This is a genomic window from Bombella saccharophila (assembly GCF_026385475.1).
Classification (GTDB): Bacteria; Pseudomonadota; Alphaproteobacteria; order Acetobacterales; family Acetobacteraceae; genus Bombella; species Bombella saccharophila.
The window spans coordinates 55,098-74,906 of the sequence record NZ_JANIDW010000004.1 but is presented as its reverse complement, the minus strand read 5'-3'; the positions used below and the strand labels follow the sequence as shown (position 1 = coordinate 74,906).

Annotated in this window: 17 protein-coding genes; 8 read left to right on the top strand and 9 right to left on the bottom strand. The window is 50.9% G+C overall.

The features are described 5' to 3' along the window. Positions 1 to 512: 512 nt before the first annotated feature. The 3 genes from NQF64_RS08250 (at position 513) to NQF64_RS08240 (ending at position 2,669) form a co-directional block, all read left to right on the top strand. On the top strand, positions 513 to 1,079 hold the full coding sequence (locus tag NQF64_RS08250; protein ID WP_266107057.1) for an Imm42 family immunity protein: 567 nt from the start codon (positions 513 to 515) through the stop codon (positions 1,077 to 1,079). Positions 1,080 to 1,199: 120 nt separating this feature from the next. Next, positions 1,200 to 1,763, top strand: a complete 564-nt coding sequence (locus NQF64_RS08245) for a hypothetical protein (protein WP_266107056.1) — start codon at positions 1,200 to 1,202, stop codon at positions 1,761 to 1,763. Positions 1,764 to 2,039: 276 nt separating this feature from the next. Next, positions 2,040 to 2,669, top strand: a complete 630-nt coding sequence (locus NQF64_RS08240; protein ID WP_266107055.1) for a hypothetical protein — start codon at positions 2,040 to 2,042, stop codon at positions 2,667 to 2,669. Between the two features lie 817 nt (positions 2,670 to 3,486). Here the strand turns inward: NQF64_RS08240 and NQF64_RS08235 are convergent. The 8 genes from NQF64_RS08235 to NQF64_RS08200 all read right to left on the bottom strand — a co-directional run bounded on the left by NQF64_RS08235 (position 3,487) and on the right by NQF64_RS08200 (position 12,413). Next, positions 3,487 to 3,978, bottom strand: coding sequence for an organic hydroperoxide resistance protein (locus NQF64_RS08235; RefSeq protein ID WP_457851392.1), 492 nt, complete (start codon positions 3,976 to 3,978; stop codon positions 3,487 to 3,489). A 72-nt stretch (positions 3,979 to 4,050) separates the two neighbouring features. After that, complete coding sequence (gene mdoH / locus NQF64_RS08230; RefSeq protein ID WP_266107054.1) at positions 4,051 to 6,246, bottom strand: glucans biosynthesis glucosyltransferase MdoH; 2,196 nt, start codon at positions 6,244 to 6,246, stop codon at positions 4,051 to 4,053. Further along, a complete protein-coding gene (locus tag NQF64_RS08225) occupies positions 6,222 to 7,757 on the bottom strand; it encodes a glucan biosynthesis protein (protein WP_266107053.1) in 1,536 nt (511 codons plus the stop codon). Before NQF64_RS08225 ends, mdoH begins: the two co-directional genes overlap by 25 nt. 132 nt (positions 7,758 to 7,889) lie before the next feature. Then, positions 7,890 to 8,567 carry a dethiobiotin synthase gene (bioD, locus tag NQF64_RS08220; RefSeq protein ID WP_099027515.1) on the bottom strand — a complete coding sequence of 226 codons (678 nt, stop codon included), beginning with the start codon at positions 8,565 to 8,567 and terminating at the stop codon, positions 7,890 to 7,892. A 3-nt stretch (positions 8,568 to 8,570) separates the two neighbouring features. Further along, positions 8,571 to 9,350 (bottom strand): methyltransferase, encoded by a 780-nt coding sequence (locus tag NQF64_RS08215; RefSeq protein ID WP_266107052.1) that lies wholly within the window; start codon positions 9,348 to 9,350, stop codon positions 8,571 to 8,573. Continuing rightward, positions 9,347 to 9,979 (bottom strand): alpha/beta fold hydrolase, encoded by a 633-nt coding sequence (locus tag NQF64_RS08210; protein WP_266107051.1) that lies wholly within the window; start codon positions 9,977 to 9,979, stop codon positions 9,347 to 9,349. The genes NQF64_RS08215 and NQF64_RS08210 overlap by 4 nt, the downstream gene beginning before the upstream one ends. Next, positions 9,979 to 11,160 (bottom strand): aminotransferase class I/II-fold pyridoxal phosphate-dependent enzyme, encoded by a 1,182-nt coding sequence (locus NQF64_RS08205; protein ID WP_266107049.1) that lies wholly within the window; start codon positions 11,158 to 11,160, stop codon positions 9,979 to 9,981. The genes NQF64_RS08210 and NQF64_RS08205 overlap by 1 nt, the downstream gene beginning before the upstream one ends. Further along, a complete protein-coding gene (locus NQF64_RS08200) occupies positions 11,157 to 12,413 on the bottom strand; it encodes an adenosylmethionine--8-amino-7-oxononanoate transaminase (RefSeq protein WP_266107048.1) in 1,257 nt (418 codons plus the stop codon). The genes NQF64_RS08205 and NQF64_RS08200 overlap by 4 nt, the downstream gene beginning before the upstream one ends. A gap of 231 nt (positions 12,414 to 12,644) precedes the next feature. Between NQF64_RS08200 and NQF64_RS08195 the strand changes: the two genes are divergently transcribed. From NQF64_RS08195 to NQF64_RS08185, 3 genes are read left to right on the top strand one after another with little or no spacing between them, the layout of a single operon-like run. Beyond that, positions 12,645 to 13,169: a hypothetical protein gene (locus NQF64_RS08195; protein ID WP_266107047.1), complete on the top strand. Its 525-nt coding sequence runs from the start codon at positions 12,645 to 12,647 to the stop codon at positions 13,167 to 13,169. A gap of 21 nt (positions 13,170 to 13,190) precedes the next feature. Further along, positions 13,191 to 13,703 (top strand): DUF5384 family protein, encoded by a 513-nt coding sequence (locus NQF64_RS08190; protein ID WP_266107046.1) that lies wholly within the window; start codon positions 13,191 to 13,193, stop codon positions 13,701 to 13,703. Positions 13,704 to 13,720: 17 nt separating this feature from the next. Further along, a complete protein-coding gene (locus tag NQF64_RS08185) occupies positions 13,721 to 14,275 on the top strand; it encodes an invasion associated locus B family protein (RefSeq protein ID WP_266107045.1) in 555 nt (184 codons plus the stop codon). A gap of 26 nt (positions 14,276 to 14,301) precedes the next feature. Here the strand turns inward: NQF64_RS08185 and NQF64_RS08180 are convergent, their stop codons facing one another. Further along, positions 14,302 to 15,795 (bottom strand): protein adenylyltransferase SelO, encoded by a 1,494-nt coding sequence (locus NQF64_RS08180; RefSeq protein ID WP_266107044.1) that lies wholly within the window; start codon positions 15,793 to 15,795, stop codon positions 14,302 to 14,304. Between the two features lie 352 nt (positions 15,796 to 16,147). On the opposite strand from NQF64_RS08180, the gene NQF64_RS08175 reads away from it, so the two are divergent. Continuing rightward, entirely contained in the window at positions 16,148 to 18,319 is a 2,172-nt protein-coding gene (locus NQF64_RS08175) for a peptidase domain-containing ABC transporter (RefSeq protein ID WP_099027529.1), read from the top strand. Beyond that, the gene (locus NQF64_RS08170) at positions 18,316 to 19,803 is read left to right on the top strand and encodes an HlyD family type I secretion periplasmic adaptor subunit (RefSeq protein ID WP_099027506.1); all 1,488 of its coding nucleotides are present in this window, start codon (positions 18,316 to 18,318) and stop codon (positions 19,801 to 19,803) included. Before NQF64_RS08175 ends, NQF64_RS08170 begins: the two co-directional genes overlap by 4 nt. Positions 19,804 to 19,809: the final 6 nt, after the last annotated feature.

The window sequence follows — 19,809 nt, the reverse complement described above, 5'->3', positions numbered from 1 at the left end:
GCAGGAGAACATATTTTGAGTTTTTATTTATTTCAATACTCTGAACTTGTAATGATATTTTCTATTGCTTTCCCCCTAAATTGTATTTGGCTAGGTATGAGAGCAGGCGAGGGGACGGAGCATTGAAAGCAGTTGAACTTGCAGATATATGTTCCTTTGGATCTGCATATGCATATATACAGCGTTTTCAATATATTTCTTAAAAATAAGAAAATAGGTTATATTTATACATATACTTATTCATGGCGATAGATTGCATATTTTTCTCTAAGAATATTGATTTATATAACGTATTGTAATGTCTAATAAAAAGAGGAAGAAGGGGAAAAGAGCACTAGATTGAGTATTGATGGAGATGGCGGTGTGCATAGATTTTTTGGTCAAACAAATGGACGTGGCGTTGAGGAGTATCATTGGAGTGGTAGCACGTCAGATGCACGTAACCCATTGGGGAATTCTTCTTTGGGTCAGGAAGGAAGAAAAATCCTTAGAGAGAAAGGGGTTAAGATAAAATGCTATATGGTGATCCTTATAAAATAGCGTTGCAGTTTGATGCTGTTAAGGAATGGAATATGGAAGGTTGCTCGTGGGTAAATGGTTTATTTTCAGTCTATATAGGTGGAGAGCCATTCTTGTGTAATACAGAAAATACAACATTAAATATATTCTTCTTCTGGTATGCACGGTTAATTGAGAGAGAATCTTTTGGAAACAATAAATCCATAAAAACAAGGACAATTGATTATTATAATCGATTGTATAAAAAAATATATGACAGTATATATGTGGATGATATTTTAAATGATGATGAAATATCAGGTTTTTTTGATATTTCATCGCCTTCTCTAAGTGATTTTGGCAAAAATATTTACGTTTCGTTGGGTGAGGATGATGTAATTCTTTACGGAGATGGCGATAAGGGGCGTAGCTCCATATTGCCTGGGGGGACTTTGTTATCATTGTTCAATGATATGAATAAATACCCTTTATTTTCATTTTTTAATGAAGGAATAAAATGGGAAGAGACCTACCATTACTATGCATCCCATGAGTATATAAAAATGAATAATGTGTTGTAGGCAGTTTTGGTGGCTTGCGGGGTTTAGAGTAGAGGGGGGGAGAAGTTTAGAAAAATGATGCATCGATTAGTTGAATACATAATTTGTAGAGTAAGGGATAAAGATATTTCTGAGGGGCTCATGGATTCTTTCTCCTCTTTTGGGGATGAGATGAAGCAATCTATTACTCTTTTTAGGGAACTTAATAAAATAAGTGATTGGTATGCTGTAGATAATTTGGTTTCTCCAGTAGTTAAATTTGTTTCTAGTCTAGCAAGGGTAATGAATTTCTATGGGTTGCTTTATGATGCTATTCAGGATGTGTTAGATATTCATGAAAATGACTCTTCATCCTATGAGGTAAATTTTGGTGAATTGTATAAAAATATTTTATTTGAAGACAATAAAAACCTTGACATCATCTGTTTTCAAAAGGAATTGGAGATTTTTTATGGTAAACTTTCTTCATGCAGGAATAGTTCATTTTTGAAGAATTTTATCTTTTTGGAGGATGAATTTACATCTTTTTACAAGAAAGAAAAAGATCTTCAGATGGCAATTAATGTATTTTTTTCAGAAAAAGCAAAGCATAGTGAATTTTATGACGTTCCCTTTTTGTTAAATATTAATTTTTTCCTCATTAGGGTAAGTGATTTTTTGTCTGCATGTCGGATTTCCGTATGCTCTTTAGTAGACTATATGTAATTCATCGATTATGTTATTGGCCATCTAAGTTTTTTCAATATTATTGACACGTTTAAATCTGAACGTAGGTGTGGTGTTGGTATGGTATTGGTGTATCTTCGGGAGCTTTTAAGGTTGTGGAATAGACGTTGAAATAAATACAAAATCAGAGCAATGTTATTGGCGATTTCGGCCGGTGTGGGGGGTGGCTCTTTTTGTTAAGGTGTTTAACGGAGTTGCTGCCGTGAATGTAAATAAGCTTCAAAGAGCTGCTTTGGGGAGGAGAAGGTTAGGGAAATGATGTATAAATTCGTTAGACATATAATCTTTAGAGCAAGAAATAAAGATAGCTCTGGTAAGCTTATGGATTCTTTCCTTTCGTTTGAGGAGCATATTAAGGAATCCGTTGACCTTCTCCAGAAGATTAATAATATTAATGATTGGTATGCTACAGATGATTTAGGTTTGTTATTAGATAAATTTGGCTATAGTTTATCAAGAGTAATAAATTTCTATGAGGTGCTTCATGAATCCCTTCAATATTTGTTACATATTCATCTAAATGACTCTGAACCCTATAAAGTGAACTTCAGTGAATTGTATAAAAATCTTTTATTTGAAGATAATAAAAACTTTGATGTTATCTGTTTCCAGAGGGAATTGGAGATTTTTTATGGCAAACTTTCCTCATGCAGAAATAGTTCATTTTTGAAGGATTTTATCTTTTTGGAGCGTAATTTTACATCTTTTTATAAAAAAGAAAAAGATCTTCAGATGGCAATTAATGTATTATTTTCAGAAAAAGCAAAGCATAGTGATTTTTATGATGTCCCTTTTTTGTATAATATTAATTATTTTCTCATGAGGTTAAGAGATTTTCTGTCTTCATGTCAGATTTCCATATGCTCTTTACGAAGATATATGTAATTCATCAATTATGTTATTAGACAATGGGCGATGTCTAGGTTCTGGTTCATCGTGAAAATGGGGATAAGTTGGCATAGTAGTAGCCCTCAATAGCAAAGGCACTTTATTCTGATGATGGCGCGTTTTTAAGCCAACGTCGTATTAAGTATTGAGAATGTTGTGATAGGGTGTGAAGAGGCTATTTTTGGTGCATAAGTATCTTTTCATCAAGTAAGGGATTTTTAGTATAAGGATATGTTCTGATGTATTCGTATGACTATGTTCTCAATTCCACTGAGTTTAACGAGTTGGGCACGAAGGAGATGAGGGCGTTTAAAGAATGGTTTTTATCCTCGCTAGTGGCTTTATGAGGTGGCTCTGTCGAAAGGTTGAAGGGGAAAATCATCAAAATTAGGTGCGGGATTATCTGACGAAGGGGAAGGTATATGCATTAATATAAGTGTCTATATGGCGATGGTATTTTTGCATCAAAACGAGGCTCTTGCTTGCATTTTAATTTAGAACGGAAGAAAAGTCTTGATTACAGACAGTCTACAATAGGTCCATTTAGACTAAATTATATGAATACGATAGAAATTTCAAAAGTTATATTTCTTCAAATGATTGATAAAAGAGAAGATAAGAATGGTTTGTATAAAGCATTATGGAATATGGAAAGGAGATTTATGAAAAACTATCTAACTATTGTCTGTCTTATGTATTTAGGTATGAGTTTTTTTATTGAAAATGTTGATTTAGGCTGTCTGTCTTTCCTAAAGATGAAAAAAAGGCGCACCTAGGTGGATGCGCCTTTGTGTATCACAGCAATCCTGATTACTTAGACCAGCGTGACAGTTGTTTTGATGTTGCCTTTGGTGGCGTTGGCGTAGGGGCAGACGAACTCGGTTTTCTTCAGCAGCTCAACTGCTTTGGAGCGATCCATGCCGGGGATGGAGGCCTCGATAGTGACCTCAAGGCCGAAACCGCCATCGCCACGGGGGCCGATGCCAACGGTGGCTTGCACATGGGTATCGGCTGGGATGTCGATTTTCTCCTCACCAGCAACGAACTTCATAGCACCGAGGAAGCAAGCTGCGTAGCCAGCGGCAAAAAGCTGCTCTGGGTTGTTTCCCTTGCCATCGCCGCCCATCTCTTTGGGGACGCCAAGCTTGACGTGGAAGCTCTTATCGGTTGTTTCGGCAGAGCCATCACGGCCACCGGTAGCGCGGGCTGTGGTTTTGTAAACGACATTAACGGACATCAACATAGCTCCCGGCCCGACCGGTTGCGGGCCTTCTAGGGTTGTCTGACAAGGCCTAGCTCGTAGCAACGAGTATGCCTTCCCCCCAGAGATGGGCCTTTTTGAGAGTAAGACAATGGGGGAAGAGGAAAATAATAGGGGCTAAGAGCCATGAGGCCCGTCAGTGAGGTTGGGTGAGGAGACGGGGAGGTCTGCGAGGATGGCGATGTTGCTTTGGCAGCTGAGGACGGCGGCCTTCTCGGCGGGGGTAAGGCGGGCGAGGGCGATTTCGAGCGTTGGGCTTTCCTGCAATTTGAGGGAACCAGTGAGCAAGGGAACAGAGATAGGCTCCCCAGCTTTACGCGGTGGGGGTAGCGTGGCGAGGTGGGCGTGCCGTAGGGCTGTATTGCTCCGCAGAGCGTGAAAGGCCTCTAAAATAACAGGGTGAGGGTGGTTGCGCTCTTCAGCGGCGCGTTGGAGGATGGACGGAGGGGTTGTTTCTTCTGGGATGAGGAGTAACCCCGCTTTGCGGGCCCATGTCCCCCAAACGCGACTACCGGTTAGCCCGACAAGAGGAATAGCAATGAGCAGGCCAACCAAGACCGGGAGCATCCAAAGGAAAAGTGCGAGAGAGACCGACCAAGCGGCCGCACTGAGGACGAGGCCAAAGAGGCTATAGAGCCAATATTTACGGATTGTATCGCCCCAAGGCAGGCTACCATCATCACGATTTTGGGCAGACCAGCCGGAATCGCGGCCTAAGAGAATGGAGAGAATGGCCGAAGTTTGGATGAGCATAGCGATGGGGGCAATGAGCGCACCAAGAAGGGTCTCCAAAATAATGGAGATAGAAAGGCGTATGACCCCGCCCGCTTGTTGACGTTCTTGCTTATCAAAGCAAATAGCGAGGAAGGCGAGGGCCTTGGGGGCGAGCAGCACAACCATGGTTTGGATGAAAACCAGCCGCGCTAGGATGGGGTCCACATGGGGCCAATGTGGGTAGAGGCTGCGTTGGGTGCTGAAATATTCGGGATGGTAGAAATGCGCTTGTAAAGCAATCAAAATCCCAAACAGGAGAAAGAGCAGCCACAGCGGGGACATGATGTAAGAGCCTATTCCTACCAACATGTGGGAGCGGCTGACCCAGTGCATACCCTTTGTAAAAAGGATGCGCGCATGTTGGAGATTGCCTTGGCACCAACGGCGGTCCCGCACGGCGATGTCGGTAAGGGAGGGGGGGCTTTCCTCATAAGAGCCCATAAGGCCGGGGACCATATGGATGGCCCAGCCGCCACGGCGCATCAAAGCGGCCTCGATGAAGTCGTGACTAAGGATGTGCCCACCAAAGGGGGGCTTGCCGCGCAGATGGGGGAGGCCAGCTTGCTCGGCAAAGGCTTGGGTGCGGATAATGGCGTTATGGCCCCAATAATTGCCCTCTGAGCCATGCCACCAGGCAATGCCCTGAGCAATGAGCGGACCATAAACGCGTCCGGCGAATTGTTGTAGGCGGGCAAAAAGGGTCTGCCCTCCCACAATGACGGGGAGACTTTGGATGAGCCCGACTTGCTCATGCTGCTCCATCGCAGCAGCCATACGGACAATGAGACTGCCATCCATGAGGCTATCAGCATCAAGGGTGAGCATAGCTGGGTAAGCCCCACCAAAGCGTGTGACCCAGTCCGCAATGTTGCCGGCTTTGCGGTCCGTATTTTTAAAGCGGCGGCGATAGAAAAGATGCTGGCGTGCGTAAGCGTGTTGGTGGAGGTCCAGCACGGCTTGTTCTTCTTGCACCCAAATATCAGGGTTGGTCGTATCGGAGAGGATAAAGATGTCGAAATGCTCGCCACGGCCTGTTTCTTGCAAGCTTTTCAGCATAGCGCGAAGATTGAGCATCACGCGTTGAGGTGGTTCGTTATAAGTGGGGAGTAAGATGGCGGTGCGGCTTTTTAGCTCCGGCAGGGGGCCGGTGCGGCGGATGCCAAGGCCTAGCCCACCATGGCGCAGCATGGACCAGAACCCCCCTAAGGCTGATGCGCAGGAGAGGGAGATCCAAAAGCTAAGGATGGTAAATAGCCCCAGCATCACCATCCCGAGGAGGCTTGTGCCGAGTGAGTTAAAAACGGCATTGATTTTGGCAACACTATAGGCTGTTAGCGCAAAGGTTGTCCCAAACACAAAGAGGCGGCGTAGCCAGAGGAGGGTGGGTGTGCTCGGCAGCCGCCAGAAGGCCCGCCCATGTCGCTCCGGTGCTTTATGGAGGGATTGCACCGGCATGGACAGGGGGGATTCAGGTGGCAGGAAGGCAGTGATGTGGGGGCTGGTCATGGGGTTAATTAAGCGGTCCAGCGGTAGAGCCATGTTTCAGAAAGGGGGCCTTGGGCATTGGCGAGTTGGACATGTAGCTCGCATAATTTGGCCGCTCCGGGGTCTAGTTGGAAGAAGGCACGTACGCCATTAATTTCCGGATTAGGCATAATGGTGATGGCAGAAATCTCCCCCGCAGAGCTTTGGGCGAGGAGATGATAGGCGGTGTCACTGGGGAGGGTGCGGAAGGGTTCGCCGTCAAAATCGAGGACGAATTGCACTTTCTCTGGATGGTCGGTTACAGCACCGACGCGTGTATCATGAATGCGCGCAAGATGTGTTGGCCAAGGCGTATCCCACCCCCAATACATCCGATAGGTGAAGTTATAGCTCTGCCCTGCTTTTAGCGGTTGGTTAGGCCGCCAGAAGGAGACGATATTATCATTGACCTCACTAGGGGTGGGGATTTCGACAAGTTGAACGCCGCCTTCCCCCCAATTTCCAATAGGTTCGACCCATAAAGAGGGGCGTTTTTCGTAATGGAGGGCGAGGTCTTCATAATCGTGAAAATTACGTTTGCGCTGCATCAGCCCATAGCCGTAAGGCCCTGCATCACTAAAGGAGGAGAGCTGAAGGTCGGTTGGGTTTGTGAGTGGGCGGTAGATGTTTTGGCCTGCCCCTGTCCATATTTGGAGGGCCTCACTATCATGCGCAGCAGGCCGCCAGTCATTAATGTGGGTCCGGTCATTTGCGTCAAAATAATACATGCCTGTTAGGGGCGCGATTCCTCCCGCTGTGATGTCCGTGCGGGGGAAGAAGGAGGATTGAACATCAAAAAGGGTCGTCTCACCGGGGCGAATGGTGAAACGAAAGGCCCCCGTAAGGGAGGGGCTATCCATTAACGCATGGAGGATGAGAGATTGGCTACCGGGGACGGGTTTCTCCAACCAAAAGCTGCGGAAGGTGGGGAACTCCTCCCCCGTTGGGGTGCCGGTATCTTTTGCAAAGCCGCGGGCGGAGAGGCCGTAAGTTTGCCCCTTAGCGACCGCGCGGAAATAGGATGCCCCGAGGAATACGGCACATTCTTCCATCACACCGGGATGATTGAGGGCATAACGGATGCGCAAGCCAGAGAAGCCTTCCCCCCCGGTCAGGTTTAGGGAGGGGTCTTTACTGGTGAACATATCGGCCGTGTAGTTAACAGGGCGTGCTGTACCGTCATGGACCTCATAAACATCAATAAGCTGCTTATAGAGATACCCGCGCGGGAAGAACTCAACATCAAAAGCGAGGTTGTCTTGCTTCCATAATGCTTTTTCTGAGTTGAACTGAATAGCAGAGAATTGGTCAAAACTCATATGAACCAGCGCATCGGGGAGGTCCTTGCGCGGGGGCTTGTAGCCTTTGGAGGCAAGGTCGCGCGCTAATGTGCGGACGGTGCTGTCATCAAAATGGGTGGTAGAGGTGTCATCGGCATGGGCAGAGCGAGAGGCGTGCGCACAAAAAGCGAGCCCGGCCCCAAAGCCGACGCTTGTTTTGACCATTGTCCGCCGATTGATTTTCATGATGATACTTACAAACCCTATCTATCTTTGAAGCAATTTGGTCCTCTTTACCCTGATATGGAAGGGGGAGGAAATGGGCATTGCAAGGATAGACACATTAAAAAAATGTAGTTTTTAGGATGTTAATAGGTTCTATGACGCGTTCATGGTGGCCCATGGGGGGATATGCGTTGCTATGTGGCGAAGGGCTGTGGCGGTTGGTGGGGTAGAAAGAGGGGCAAGATGATAGAGGGCGCGGCATTGTCCGATACTCTCTAAGATTTGATTATTTTGTGGGGAGTCTACCCCATTAGTGATGAAGCCAAGGACGGGAATCCCACGTTGATACAGGGCCTCAAGGCTTAAAAGGGTGTGATTAAGCGTGCCTAAATTGCTGCGGGTGACGAGGATGACGGGCACACCAAGTTGGGCGATAAAGTCAATCATCAACATAGTCTTCGTCAGTGGCACCATAAGGCCGCCCGCGCCTTCTATAATCAAGGGGGCGTGGGGGGCTTCTGGTAGGGTAAGCTGTTCGGGGTGGAGGGTTATGCCCTCAAGCGCGCTGGCAGCAGCGGGGGCGAGCGGGGCTTGCAGCGCGTAAGCTGGGGGGAGGATATGGTCTTGGGAGAGCTCTGTAAGTTGTTGGACGGTCTCAGTATCGCCGGGCTCCTCAGCAAGGCCGGTTTGGAAGGGCTTCCAATAAGTTCCATGCCACGCGCGCGTTAGGGCGGCACTGATGAGCGTTTTGCCGATTCCTGTATCCGTCCCGGTGACAAAGACGCCTTTTGGCGGGTGGGATGGCAGTGGGGGAGGAGGGGCATAGAGCATGGGTTACACTCCTTTTTGGAAGAGGCCGAAGGCGGCATGATAGGTCACATGGTCGTAATGGGCATCAAAATACCGCATCGCTTTGCGGAGCTGGGCGGCAGGGCGATGGGTGTGACGTGGCAGGGAGGCCCCAATGCGGCGCAAGCCCTGGAGGAAGTCCCGCGCAGATGGGGTAGGGTCTTGCATGGCTTCACCCCGCCAGACGCCCCGGCCATGAGCGGGCCAGTCTTGCTCTAGCTGGGTGAGGGTAGGGTAGTCTGGCACACCGCAAGCGGTCGCGGTGGCGTGGCAGCTTTCCCGCCATTGGTGCAAGCTGCCTGCTTGTAAGGTGCTGACCATAAGCCGCCCGCCGGGCCGTAAAAGCTGTGTAAGGGCTTGGAAAGCGCGGGCGCGGTCCTCAAACCATTGGAGGCAAAGATTAGAGGTGATGAGGTCGAACCCTTCTGGCGGGGCTTGGTGGGGGTGGGGGGCTTCACCATCCATGACATAGCAGCGTATGTGCGCGGGCAGGGCGGCGCAGTGGTGGCGGGTGCGCTCTACCATAGCGGGTGCGATGTCGGTGAGGTGGTAATGACCTTGTGGAAAGGCCTCAATGAGGGCGCGGCTGAGTAAGCCTGTCCCACAGCCGAACTCTAAAATATGTTTGGGTTTTTCCGTGCGATGTTCTTTCCTAATCCATGAGGCAAGTGTTGTGGCGCAGCGTTTTTGGATGGAAGCGGCTTGCTCATAATGATGGGCGGCATCAAAGCGGGCGGCGATGGTGGCTTTGCGGTGGTTTGTCATAAGGAAGCGTTGATGATGCGTGTGAGAAAGGCTGCACACTCTTGTGGGTGCGTGAGGGGGAGGCGATGGCCGCCTGTGCGTTCTACTCCCCACGCCGCAGCTCCCATGCCGGAACGCGCGGGGATGAGGGGGTCATCCACACAATGGAGGCTATAAAGCCGCCCCTGCCAATAAGGCAAATGGTCGCGGTGATCGACCGTCTCGAGCATGGTGAGACCGTCCGTTAAAGCGGGGAGATTGAGTGTTGAGGGTAGGGTGGGGTCTGGCTCCCCACACATATGGCGGAATTGCCGCAGGACGGTTGCAGGCTGGCGTTCAAATTGCCGTATCATGCGGTGCATAATGCGTGGGGGGAGGCCCTCTGGGTAATCGGGGGCTGCGGTAAAGCGAGCAAAGCCGTTAAAGCTGATAAGCCCACGGCAGAGAGGGGAGCGTAACGCGAGCAAAGCGCAGGCCCCTGCGGAGTGACCAACGGCCCAAAAGGGAACCTCTGGTAATGGGGGGCGAGCAGGGGAGCCAAAATAGCCTGCATCAGCACAGATATGCTGCCATGAGGGGAGATGCGTGTGCAGCCCCTCCCAAAAATGGGCATCATACCCCCAGCCATGAAGATAATAGAGAGTGGTCATCAGGCGGCATGGCTCCTCAAGCTAGAGAGGAGGGCCTCGCCGAGCTGGTCAATCATTGAGGCAGAGAGCTGGCTTGTTAAAGCGATGCGGAGGCGGGCTGTGCCGGGGGGAACCGTTGGCGGGCGGATAGCCACGCTGAGAAAGCCGCGTGCCTCCAAAGCGTGGGCTATCTGTAAAGCGGTGTGGCTCTCCCCAATCATAATGGGGATGATGTGCGTGCTAGAGGCCCCCGTATCCCAGCCTGCGTCTTGAAGGTGAGAGCGGAGACGGTCGGCTTGTTTTTGGAGGTGGTAACGCTCATGCTCTAAGTGGGGCACGAGCTCTAACGCCGCGTCTAAAGCACCAAGGCAAGCGGGAGGCAGGGCCGTGCTGTAAATAAAGCCGGAAGCGTGATTGAGCAGATAATCACATAAGGCGCGGCTGCCTGTGACAAAGGCCCCCATCCCCCCGAGGGCTTTGCTGGCTGTACTCATGGTAATATCGGCCATGCCTTGGGTAAGGCCGCGCCCTTCTGGCCCTAGTACAGCGGTTGCGTGGGCTTCATCTACATAAAGAAAGGCTTCGTAACGTTTAGCGAGGGCGCGTAGGGCGGCAATATCGGCTCGGTCGCCATCCATGGAGAAAACACTCTCCGTGATGATGAACTTTAAGCCCGGTTGGGAGGCATGGCGGTGGAGGAGGGTTTCCAAATGGGTGAGGTCATTATGGCGGAAGCGGATTTGCCGTACCCCTGCTGCTAAACAGCCCTGATGAAGGCTGGCATGGTTAAGCTTATCCATAAAAAAGAGCGCAGGATGGCCCATCTGGCGGAGCGATAGCTGGTTGAGGGCTGGCAGGAGGGAGGCATTGGCTTGCCATCCGCTGGCAAAGAGCAAAGCCGCTTCGCTCTTTTTAAAAGCCGCAAGTTTAGCCTCTAGCTCTGTGTGGAGGGGCAAGGTCCCGCTGACAAGGCGGGAAGCCCGTGCCCCAGTGCCGTAACGCTCCGCCCACTCTGCGGCGCGGTGGCGTAATAGAGGGTGATGGGCGAGGCCGAGATAATCGTTGGAGGTGACATCAATCAGGGCGCGCCCTTGGTGGATGAGCCGTTCCCCTTGCCGCATCATGGGGGTGAGATGGCGGCGTGTATGGTGCTTGTCACGCTCTTGGAGAGCGGCATGGAGAGCGTTTTGAAGGTGATTCATCCTAGATGCTCTTTTAGGACACGCTTTATAGCCCCAGTGAGGTGGGTGAGTTCATCTGGGGTGATGGTAAAGGCGGGGGTAAGGTAAATAATGCGCCGGAAGGGTCGTATCCATACGCCCTCTTTAAGGAAGGCGCGTTTTAGGGCTTCAGGGTCATCTAACCTTTCAAGCTCTACAACGCCAATGGCCCCAAGAGTGCGGACATCGCGCACGCCGGGTAGGTGACGGCATGGCTCTAGCTCATGGGTCATTTGGGTATGAATGGCGCGGACTTGTTCTAGCCGAGGTTCTTGGTCGAAAAGATCAAGCGAGGCATTAGCAACCGCGCAGGCGAGTGGATTGGCCATAAAGGTGGGGCCGTGCATGAGGGCGTGGAGGGGATTGTCCGAGAGAAAAGCCTCAAAAACTGTTTTGCGGGCCACCGTTGCGGCGAGTGGCATGGTTCCTGCTGTGAGGGCTTTGGAGAGGGCGATGATGTCTGGTGTGATGTCGGCTTGCTCGCAGGCAAAGAAGGTGCCTGTGCGGCCAAAACCGGTAAAGACTTCATCCAAAATTAGCAAAATCCCGTAAGAATCGCAGAGGCGGCGGAGCTGGCGAAGGGTTTCTGCGGTGTGAAAGAGCATCCCCCCCGCCCCTTGGACGAGAGGCTCAACAATGAGTGCAGCGATTTCATGGCCTTGTCGGGCGAGGAGGGCCTCCAAAGCGGCGGAATGTGCGGGCGTGGTGGGGAGGTCTGCAAGGATTTGCTGCGGTAAAGCTGCGCCAAAGAGGCGGTGCATTCCTTCTTCAGGGTCACAAATGGCCATCATCGCTAGGGTATCGCCATGATAGCCCCCGCGGAAGGAGAGTAGCTTATGCCGTCCTGTATGGCCTTTATTGAGATGATATTGAATGGCCATTTTCGCTGCGACTTCCATCGCGACAGAGCCAGAATCTGTAAAAAAGACGCGCTCTAAGTCGCCTGGTAAGCGGGCGGCGAGCCGTTGGGCAAGGGTTATGGCTGGTTGATGGACCATACCGCCAAACATGACATGGGGCATGCGCTCAGCTTGTGCGATAAGCGCGCGGCGTATGGAAGGGTGGTTATAGCCGTGGCAGGCTGTCCACCAAGAGGCAATGCCATCTATAAGGGTGCGCCCATCAGCAAGGGTGATGGTACTACCAGAGGTTGCTTGTGCTTCAACCGGGAAGGGAGCGGTATGCATTTGGCTATAAGGTAGCCAGAGATGAGGGAGGGTGCTGGCAGTGGTCATAAGGTAATCGTAGAAGAGCGGTTAGGATGAAGAGGTGATCATTATTGGTTGATAATGTCCCTTACAGGAGAGAAGGAAACAAAAGGAAGGGTTATCTTATAGGAAACGTTGCAAAAAACTCACTTGACGTTAAGTTATCTGTATCTAAAGAGAGAGTTATCTACAGAGGATAATGTGCTTTGGCTATTAAAGGCTGAGGATTGTAGGGTTTTCATAAGGGTTGTGAGAGAGATGATGTTGAAGAAGCAAGCCTTCATGGCGGCTCTTATTGTGCCATTTTTTGCTTTGGCAGCCTGTGAGACACCAGGGCAGGAATCACGGCCTGATGTTTATGATCAATCCCAAGTCAATACCGTGCAGCGGGGCCGTGTTGTGCAGATTATTTCCGTTTCTGAGGCGCGTGTTAATGTTGATAATGCACGCAATCGGCGTACGGCTAAGATCGTAGGTGGCCTTGTCGGGGCAGCTTTAGGGAGTGGCTTAGCTGTTGGGGCGGGTCATTCTGGCTGGGGTGGCGGTTTGGCTGCTGGTGCTGGTGGGGCTATTGGTGGGTCCCTTGTTGGTGGGCAGGTTGTGGGTGACCATACGCTCGTTAAAGGTGTGACGATTGCCTATCAGGACCGTGCAGGTGGGGAGGTGCTTCTTTCTACCCAAGTGGGACGGACATGCGAATATAAGCCCGGTACGGCGTTATTGGTCTCCACAGGGGGGACGGGGACGCGTGTTCAGCCTAATGCGGCATGTCCGCGCCGGTAACGCTGTGTGAAGGAGGGGTGAATGATGCGGCGTAATAGATGGGTTGCGGGATGTGCTTCTGGCCTTATTTTGGCTCTTTATAGCGGGGTGGTTTACGCACAGGCGATGGACCCTGCTCAGTTAGAGCATTTAGGCCAGATTCAGGATAGTCAGGACCAACGTCGCGTTTCTTTGGAGGTTGCACAGCAGCAAGCTGCACAACGGGCGGCCCAAGCACAAGCGCGGCAGCGGCAACAGGATGAGGCTCATGCAGCGCGTATTGTTGCAGCACAACGTGCGCGTGCTGAGGCTGATTGGCAGGATAACCGACAATATCGTGAAGCTAGTCGTGCTCTTGAGTTGCAGAAGAAGCAGCTGGAGCTCAAAATGTTAGAGAGCCGGGCGAATCATGAGGATGAGTTTGTCAAAGCGGATCTGGCACAAAAGCAAGCGCAACTAGAGCAAGTGCGTCAGGCGACGCAAGGCGATGCAACGCTAAAGGCCGATTTGGGGCAGGCTGCAAAAATGGAGCAGCGTCATTGGTGGGAAAAATAGGTAAGGCGGCACATATTATGGGAGATGGCATGACGATAAGGCAGGTGATGAGACGCGGGATTTTAAGCCTGTTCATGTTGGGTTTTGCCTCTATAGCACATGCTGCAACAAGTTTGCCGGATCATGTTTCATCAGTACAAGAGACATATCAAGATTGGCGGTTACTTTGCCAAGCGCCTGGAGGGATGAATAAGACAGATGAGGTAAGATGCGTGCTAACGCAAAAAGCGGTGGATATTCGCACGCATCGGAGTGTCATGAGCCTGCGATTGGAGCCAGATGGTGAGCAGGTGCGTGGGGTTGTGACGGTCTCGTTTGGGTTGGATTTATTGCATGGGCTAACGCTCACCAATGCGTCCCAGCCAGTGGGGGATGTTTATTCCTTCTCCACTTGTTTGCCGACAGGCTGTCTTGTCCCGCTCTCTTTTGATGATGAACAATGGCATGCTGTTTTAAAAGATAATTTTGGGACCTTCACGGCGTTGAGCTTTTCTGGCCAGCCGGTGAAGCTTCTTTTCTCCACACGTGGGTTAGAGCAGGCCATGAGGCGGGCGCGGGAGTTGATGCAGTAGCAACATAATCCCGCGTATTGTGTGGGTTATGTCCCGCAAAATGTGTAGCGGACTTCCTCTTCTGGCAATGGGGGAGCAGCAAGAGCATCCTCCGCTTCGGTAAAGGGGCTCTTAAGGGCTTCATGTAACATGTGGAAGGGCTGATAATCTCCCTTGAGAGCGTGTGAGAGGGTTGCCTCTACCTGATGATTGCGTGGAATAATACGCGGATTGGTGGCTTGCATGGCTTTTTGCCGTGCCTCTGGGGAGCGTTCTTCTAGCGTAAGGCGGTGGAGCAGCTCTGTCCGGCAGAGGTCAAAATGGCCCTTATTGGCGGGGAATAAATCCCGCAATACATCGTATTGGCCTTCTAGCGCAACGGGTGCAGAGCTGAGCATACGGAATGTATTGGTGAAGTCTGCCTGGCCAGTATGCATGGTCTCTAACAGATGTTCTAGCAGGCGAATATCATGCTCGTCTTGTTTCTCAAGGCCCAATTTACGGCGGAAGCCTGAGAGCCACTGATGGTGGAAGAGATGGTCAAACTCATGCAGGGCCTCTTGTGCTTGCTCAATAGCGCGGTGCTCGTCCTCATCAAAGAGGGGGAAAAGACATTCTGCTAAGCGGCTGAGATTCCAGAGGGCAAGGGAGGGTTGGCGGCCATAAGCGTAGCGGCCCTCTTTATCAATGAAGCTAAAATGCTTCATGGGGTCGAAGCGGTCCATAAAAGCACAGGGGCCGTAATCCAGCGTCTCGCCAGAGAGGGCGCAATTATCAGTATTCATAACCCCGTGGATGAAGCCGACCTCCATCCATTGGGCGATAAGGGCTGCTTGCTTTTTGATGACAGCCATGAAGAAAGCGCGATACCGTGCTGGGCCCACCTCTTTTGCAAGATGAGGGAAAAGACGTTGAATGGTAAAATCAGCGAGTTCACGCACGCGTTCTAACCCGCCATGAGCCGCAGCATATTGGAAGCTGCCTACCCGAATATGGCTGCGAGCGGCACGAATGATCATAGCACCGGGGACGGGACCGTTATCGCGCTCAATCACCTCCCCTGTGGTTAGGACGGCTAAAGCCCGTGTGGTAGGGATGTTAAGGGCGTGCATGGCTTCGCTGACGATATATTCTCGCAAAGCAGGGCCAAGTGTGTTTTTGCCATCTCCCCCGCGGGAGAAAGGGGTTGGTCCACTTCCTTTAATCTGAAGTTCCATCATAGTGCCGTTTTGATCTTGGCAATCAGCAATGAGGGCGGCGCGCCCATCGCCTAGAGAGGGCACAAAATGACCAAATTGGTGCCCTGCATAAACGCTGGCGACGGGGTTTGTGTGAGGTGCTTCTATGTGATCTGTGGGTAAGCGGCCTTGGCAGAGAGAGGTTATCCCGGCTGGGGAATGTAGCCAATCCACGTCTAGCCCTAATGTTTGGGCAAGGGGGATGTTAAGAGCTACGAGGTGAGGTGCTGGTGGGGCTGCTAGGGAAATAGGCTTATAGAAAAACTCTGATAATGTAGTGGCATAGAGCGAGGGGGAGAACATAAAGGTGCCTTCGTGTGTCTGAACAAGGAGATGCAGGCCTAAAGGCTGGTTATTGTTCCAGATAGGGAGGGTAAGTGTAAAATGAAAGATGGGTAAAGAGGAACAAATTAGTTCACGAAGAGAGGAAAAAGAGAGGTGAATGCCCTTTGTACCCTTGCTGTCTGAGGTGACAAATTATAGATTTCTGGCTTAATAGAGTATGAATGGGGTTTTGTGATTTATAAATCCCTCGTTGTAGGTTGACGAGATAAGGTAAGGATATTCTGTGGAGAACCAGCCCCCAACTGGCAATCAGTCTTCTGGGCAGAAGGCGGAGCGGATAAACCCGGTTTATATTCGCCTGCGCGCTGTAATGGCGGCAGCCCGTTACCACGGGATCGAGCTCGACCTACGCGATTTTGCGGCAGAGCCGGGGGAGGCGTCTCCCTCTCCAGCGACGCTGGTGCGTTGGCTGCGTGATTATGGAGCTGTTGCTAAAGGGATGCGCCTGCGGTGGCGTTATCTTGTTAAGCTGGGATATACACCGCCGGTAGTATTGCTCTTCCGTGATGGGTCTGCTGGGTTGTTGGTCCGCACAGACCCAGAGCAAGGCATCGTCTGGTTGCGTGACCCGCTTAAAGGGGAAGGCGAGCCACCTGTCCCGATTGATGAGCTGCGGTTGATGCAGCTTTGGACGGGTGATGTTGTCCTTATTAAACGGCGAACAGATGAGTCAGAATCCGATGCGGTGTTCGACTTCTATTGGTTTGCCAAGATGGTCCTGCGGGAAAAGAAGGGCCTGCGGGATATTATATTTGCCTCTATGATTCTCAGCGTTTTGGGGCTGTTCCCTGCGATGATTGTCATGCAGGTGATTGATAGGGTTATTAATTATCACTCTATGGCGACATTGGTGTCGCTAAGTGGTTTTGTGTTGATTCTTAGCCTGTATGAAATTTTGCTGAGTTATGCGCGGCAGGAGTTAACACTTGTCGTGACGACGAGGATAGATGCGCGTATCTCCCTCCATGCGTTTAACCGTCTGTTGGCTCTGCCGTTGGAGTTTTATGAGCGGCAACAGGCTGGTGAGGTGCTCGGTCGCTTCCATTCCATCTTTAAAGTGCGTGACTTCATGACCGGGCAGGTGATGAACACTCTGCTTGATATGTTCATGCTGATGGTTGTGATGCCCGTTCTCTTTTATATGAGCTCCACCATGGCGTGGTTGACCCTGCTGTGTGCTGGGGGCATCGGGCTGATTGTTGTCATTATGCTACCTGTTGTCAGCCGTGTTGCTGGGAAGATGGTGCGGGCAGAGATGCAGCGCGGGGCCACGCTATATGAGACAGTGGCTGGGATTCGAACAGTGAAAACCTTGGCGTTGGAGGCTACAAGACGGGCTGAATGGGATAATCGGACGGCAACTGTCATCCATTGGCGCTTAGCCTCGCAACGTCTCTCCAACTGGGTGAACACATTGGTGCAGCCGCTCAATATGTTCATTAATCGTGGGATTATTCTCGTAGGGGCTTATTTGGTGCTGACCGATTCTGACACGATGCAGGGCGGTGCGCTTATGGCCTTTATGATGCTCGGTGGTCGTGTAGCTGCCCCGTTGGTGAGTTTGGCTAAGTTGATGGAATCTATCAATGAAGTCACTGTCTCGCTGGGTGAGGCTGGGGCGGTGCTCAACCAACCGACAGAGACATACGCCCTAACGCACGGTATGCGCCCGCCCATTAAAGGGGCTCTTAGTTTCGATAACGTCAACTTTACCTATCCTGGGGCGGCGAATAAGGCCCTTGTGGATGTTAACTTTAATATACCGGCGGGGACGATGCTGGGGCTTGTGGGGCGGTCTGGCTCGGGTAAATCGACCATCACGCGTTTGTTGCAGGGGGTTAGCCGTAATTATCAAGGGTATCTTCGCCTTGATGGGGTCGATCTGCGTGAGATTAATCTGCATTATTTGCGACGCTCTTTTGGCGTTGTATTGCAGGATAACTTCCTCTTCCGTGGGACAATCCACGACAACATTACCGCAGGGCGGCCGGGTTTGACCTTAGATGATGTTATCCGTGCAGCCCGCCTTGCTGGTGCGGAAGAATTTATTGAGCGTATGCCCGCTGGGTATGAGACATGGATTGAGGAAGGCTCTACCAATATTTCCGGCGGCCAACGGCAGCGTTTGGCGATTGCGCGCGCTGTAATTTCTGACCCTAAATTGATGATTTTGGATGAGGCGACATCGGCTCTGGACCCTGAATCAGAAGCGTTGGTGAATGCGAACTTACAAAATCTGGCAAAGGGACGGACGATGGTGATTGTCTCGCATCGTCTTTCTTCTTTAGTGACGTGCGATCAAATTGCTGTGCTGGACCAAGGGCGTGTCGTGGATATTGCGCCGCATGAAACCTTGTTGGAGCGGTGTGATGTCTATCGGACGCTCTGGCTACAGCAGAATCGCCATCTTGACCAATCGCAGTCAGCCTCCGCGCGTGGAGCGCGGGCTGAGACTGGCCAGCCCGCAGAAGGACAGGAATGATGAGCGATCCTAAAGAGACCAGCCCTAACTCTCAGCGGGAAGAGAATGCGGCAACTGTCCCGGTGGAGGATGGTCATGCCCAAGGCCCGCGTAAAGCGGATGATCCTTTCGCACCTCATGATATGCCTGTTGCGTTGTTAGAGTTCCACTCTCCGACATTAGGGCTTGTAAATATGCCCATGACGGCATCAGCCCGTTATATTGTGTGGATTGTGGGTTCATTGGTGTTGGCATCTGTTGCGGCGATGGGGCTTTTCCCAGTCAATAAGGTGGTGACGGCAACAGGTCGGCTTATCTCAACAGAGCCAATTGTCATTGTACAGCCAAGTGGCTCTGGGCGTGTAAAATCCATTAATGTCAGTGTGGGGCAATATGTTCGTAAAGGGCAGATTATGGCCCGGTTGGACCCGACATTGAGCGATGTGGATATGGAGAATCTTTCCGCCCAGATGCTCTCTCTCCAAGCTGAGGTAGCTCGGCTGAAAGCGCAGGCGAATAATCAGACTTACCATGTTGATATGAATGTGCCGGCGTCTCTTCAGCAAGAGGACGTATTCCTAAAAATGCAGGCTGATTACCAAGCGCATTTGCAGGATTATGATCGTCGTATTGCCGGGATGCAGAATGACCTACAAGCGGCCAAGGGCAATGTGGCGATGTATAGCAGCAAGCTGCGTGTAACACAGGCTGTGTTAGACATGCGCCAGCGTGAGCAAAAGGAGGCTGTAGGTTCTCGCTTGTCCACGTTGGGCGCGCAGGATGCGGTGATGGATACCGAGCGACTGCTCATTGCTGCGCAGCAAGATGTGGGGGGGACGCAAAATCGCCTTGTTGCCCTCCAAGCGCAGCGGGATAGTTATGTGCAGTCTTGGAAGGTTAGCATATATAATCAGCTTGTTCTTAGCGAGCGGCGATTAGACCAAATGAGAAGCCAGTATCGCAGGGGGCGTGAGGCGCAAAAGGATATCGACCTCCGTGCGCCTGCCAATGGGATTGTCCTAACAATCGCCCCTATTTCTGTCGGAGCAATGGTTTCGCCTTCTGTAAGGGTTGTGACGTTAGAGCCAACCGATACAGGGATGGAGGTCGAAGCGATTATGAGCCCGCAAGATAGTGCGTATGTGCGGGAAGGACATCATGCGATTGTTAAATTCGCAAGTTTTCCTTACGCGCAATATGGTGGGGCTAAGGGGACGGTTCGTCTTATCAGTGCCGATACATTTTTGCCGCCGGAGATGGTGGAAGGAAATATTCGCGCAGGGATTGATCCGTCCGCTTTGATAAAAGGCGGCGGGGCTGCGATTTTCTATCGTGTCCGGTTGAAGATTGATAAATATACCCTCCATGGCCAACCTTCCTTTTTCCATCCGAGCCCGGGTATGCCTGTTTCGGCTGATATTGATGTCGGTAAACGGACTATTTTGGAATATCTGTTTAGTCGTGCCATACCTGTTGCGACAGACGGTATGAAAGAGCCTTCCTAAAGGGAG